Source organism: Acinetobacter sp. UBA2063 (assembly GCF_002333245.1).
GTDB classification, from domain to species: Bacteria; Pseudomonadota; Gammaproteobacteria; order Pseudomonadales; family Moraxellaceae; genus Acinetobacter; species Acinetobacter parvus.
The window spans coordinates 9971-13747 of the sequence record NZ_DDAH01000067.1; the positions used below are offsets into that span (position 1 = coordinate 9971).

The following is a 3777-nucleotide window of genomic DNA, read 5'->3' on the forward strand; positions in this document are numbered from 1 at the left end:
TTTAGAATATTGTGTGTATTTTTTTATTCTAGGGGCAATCACAGCCCCAATATATATCAATAAATATTAAATCTATTTCATTGTGTTACAAATACATTTAATTTTCACATAAAGAAACAAAATACAAATGAAATACAATACTGGTAGGTCTCATCTACATATCGCTTACTTTTCACTCAAAACTCCAATCTACGACTTAAAAAGTATCTGCAAAAGCTATTTATTACTTTATAGTCTCATTCCATGAGAAAGATCATAAATGATGAGGAATTTTTATGAACACGGAACAAGTCCGCTACGTCGATGATGCCATTACATCGCGCCATTCAGTACGTGCGTTTCTGGATACCCCTGTTGAAACCCAAACCATTAAGGATATTTTGGCGGTTGCCAGCCGAGCACCGTCTGGCACGAATACACAGCCGTGGAAAGTGTATGTGCTGACAGGTAAAAAACGAGCTGAAATGATTAACCGTGTTTGTAATGCACAAATTGAAATGTTTCAAAAGCCAGAACTCGCTGGACAGTATCAGGAAACCTTTGCCTATTATCCTGAAACCTGGATTTCACCTTTTATTGACCGCCGTCGTGAAAATGGCTGGGGACTCTACGGTTTACTAGGAATTCAAAAAGGTGAAAAGGAAAAAATGGCGGCACAGCAATTGCGTAATTACCAGTTGTTTGATGCCCCTGTTGCCCTGTATTTCACCGTGAACAAAGCAATGGGGATTGGTTCAAAAATGGATATTTCCATGATGATCCAGAATGTTATGGTTGCAGCTAAAGCACGCGGTTTGGATACCTGCCCGCAAGCCGCATGGAACCATTTCCATCCAATCGTACTGGATGTGCTTGGCGCACCTGACGATGAAGAACTGGTGTGCACTGTTGCCTTGGGCTATGCAGACCCTGATCACATCGTAAATACATTTATTACGCCTCGTGAGCCTGTGGAAAACTTTACTGTATTTTTAGATGAATAATTCATTTATTGGACAGTATCTCTAGCTGAAGATACTGTCTTGCTGTTTCCCCACCTTAAAAATTGCAAATAGTCCCGCACTGGTAAACATCAACATCATCAATCCCATATTGAGTGATGCTTTCCAAATCAGGAAGTTTAAGATTACCCCGCCCAACAAGCCACAGGCGAATTGCATACTCCCCATAATGGCACTGGCTGTTCCTGCCCTTGCACCCTGTTTCGACATGGCCAAAGCCATTGCATTGGGTCCAGTTAGGCCAATCCCAGAAACAACTAGAAATAAGCCTGACATTAACAGCCAAAGTGGCGCGTGGTTCATCAAGCCAGCACTGACCACAATGCTCACAAAAACACAGGCCAAACTGGCAACCACATACAAGGCCAAGCCAAAATATAAGGGGGTTTTGCGTCCAATACGGTCACTTACAGGCCCATAAATCAGTTGTCCAATCGCAAGTCCTAGAAAATATGCGGGTAAGGTATTGGCAATCATCTGCATACTTACCCCAAACTCATCCGCCATTTGTGGCAGCGCGGGTAAATACATATCAATCGATAATGGACCTAAAGCTGTCAATAAAGCCAGCAATAATATCCATGCTGTTGAATATTGACGCTGACGAGCTTGCTCTGCCTGCATAATACTGTACTTTTCATGTTAATCACGTTTGCAAGCTTAGCATCCTCACTGTATTTGTGCATAATATGAGTGATAAAATCGATAGCATAGTAGGGTCTGTTGATATTTCACCTTGCGAGCTTTCAGCTCTCATTGCGACAGAGGACATTTTTAGACGGTACAAGGCATGTCTTATGCAATTTAGTCATTCTAAATAAATAAGGCATAACGCAGTAACGGTAAAAAATGTCCCTGTCCCGCAGGGTTATGGCTAAAACCTCCATAAACTGCGTTATGAAACTTGACAAGGGGGTCGCCATTGTCTACGTTTCATGCCTTGTTTATGTCGTTTTAGCCGATAACGCAAGGCATGGCTGAAATGTCAACAGACCCTATAAAAAAGGATCAACCTTGAATCCCTGGTTCGGACGTTTAAAACAGGCAACCTACAACACCACGTTTATGTATAACGTGCGTATGCTCATTGCCTTTACAGGCACGGCTTTTGTTCCCTATCTGCTCAATTTCCAACTTGCCACCATTCCACTGACATTGGGTGTGGTTGCCGCAGGTATCAGTGACATTGATGACCGTTTTTCCGTGCGCATCATGAACCTGATTTATACCTATATCGGTTTCTTTATCACTGCGGCATCGGTTCAGTTACTGTTTCCCTATCCTGCCGCCTTTGCAATCGGACTGATTGTTTCCTGTATCGGCTGGATTTTACTGGGTTCACTCGGTCGGCGTTATGCCACCATTGCCTATGGCTGTCTGGTGGTTTCGGTCTACTCAATGCTAGGTGTACACCTGTTTGAACAATGGTATCTACAACCAGCCTTATTGGTAGCTGGTGCAGCCTGGTACGGACTGCTTTCCACCATTAGCTTTTTGCTGTTTCCTGTGCGCAAATTACAGGACCAGCTCTCTGCCTCTTATCATGCGCTGGGGAGCTTTTTATTTGCCAAATCCAATCTGTTCGATGTCGATATGACGCCATCAAGCTATCAGCAAAGCATGATTGATCTAGCGTTGGAAAATGGCAAGCTGATCTCCATCTTCAATGACATGCGTATGGCGCTGCTGACCCGCCTCAAGGGTGATCGGGGCCAGAAAGATACACGGCGTAGCTTGCAGTATTATTTTGTTGCGCAGGATATTCATGAGCGAGCGGATTCAGCCCATATCGACTATCAGAAACTGGCCAAGATTTTTCAACACAGCGATATTTTATTCCGATTTCAACGTATCCTGACCATTCAGGGCAAAGCCTGTCAGGACTTGGCGAACTGTATTTTAACCCGTACCCGCTATGTGCATAACAAGCGCTTTAAGCACAGCTTTGAAAACTTAAGGCTGTCGCTGGAAAAGTTGCATGCAGACCAAGTCTATGATCAGGTGCGGATTAATGCCCTTTTTGCGCTTTATCAAAACTTAAAGTCGATTGATGCGCAGCTCCAGAATCTGGAGACTGAACGTAACATGCAACTGATCAATGCCCAGCAGGCGGAAAACCAGCTCAAGGATGATGACCTGAAAGGCTGGAATGACATGATGGTACGGGTCAAGCAGCATCTCACTCCCGAATCGGTGTTATTCCGCCATGCGGTGCGTCTCTCCATTGTGCTGTTTATCGGTTACATCTTCATTCAGTTAACCCATATTGCCTATGGCTACTGGATTCTACTGACTGCCCTGTTTGTCTGTCAGCCAAACTTTAACGCGACCAAACGCCGCCTGTATTTACGAATTGTCGGCACCCTGATTGGAATTATTGTCGGTCTGGCGATTATTTACTTTATTCCGTCACTTCAGGGGCAATTGGTCATGTTGGTGCTCAGTGGCGTTTTATTTTTCGAGTTGCGTAGTAAACAGTATGCCCAGGCAACCGCCTTTATCACCATTCTGGCCTTGATCAACTTTAATCTGGATGGTTCCGCATTTGCCGCAGGTTTGCCACGCCTGATCGACACCATCATTGGCTGTGCACTGGCATGGTTTGGAGTCAGCTTTATCTGGCCCGACTGGAAGTTCCGCCGCCTGCCACGCACCATTCAACGTTCACTGCAAGCCCAATGTAAATATCTGGCGGAAGTGGTAACCCAATATCATGAAGGGCGTAATAATGCCCTGAACTATCGAGTGGTCCGACGGGCGGCACATAATAATGATG

The 3777-nt window shown here is 44.6% G+C and carries 3 protein-coding genes; 2 read left to right on the top strand and 1 reads right to left on the bottom strand.

The window, feature by feature from the left end:
- The first annotated feature begins 275 nt into the window (after positions 1-275).
- Positions 276-983, top strand: coding sequence for a nitroreductase (locus B4H32_RS03200; RefSeq protein WP_004678233.1), 708 nt, complete (start codon positions 276-278; stop codon positions 981-983).
- Between the two features lie 21 nt (positions 984-1004).
- Here the strand turns inward: B4H32_RS03200 and B4H32_RS03205 are convergent, their stop codons facing one another.
- Positions 1005-1625 carry an MFS transporter gene (locus B4H32_RS03205; protein ID WP_004678235.1) on the bottom strand — a complete coding sequence of 207 codons (621 nt, stop codon included), beginning with the start codon at positions 1623-1625 and terminating at the stop codon, positions 1005-1007.
- A gap of 390 nt (positions 1626-2015) precedes the next feature.
- Between B4H32_RS03205 and yccS the strand changes: the two genes are divergently transcribed.
- Positions 2016-3777, top strand: a 1762-nt coding sequence (gene yccS, locus B4H32_RS03210; RefSeq protein WP_286799938.1) for a YccS family putative transporter, incomplete at its 3' end; no start/stop codon positions are given.

What these genes read in the sequence shown, in the direction of transcription:
- B4H32_RS03200 (WP_004678233.1), top strand. Translation starts at nt 276, where the DNA reads ATGAACACGGAACAAGTCCGCTACGTCGATGATGCCATTACATCGCGC.
- B4H32_RS03205 (WP_004678235.1), bottom strand. Translation starts at nt 1,625, where the DNA reads ATGCAGGCAGAGCAAGCTCGTCAGCGTCAATATTCAACAGCATGGATA.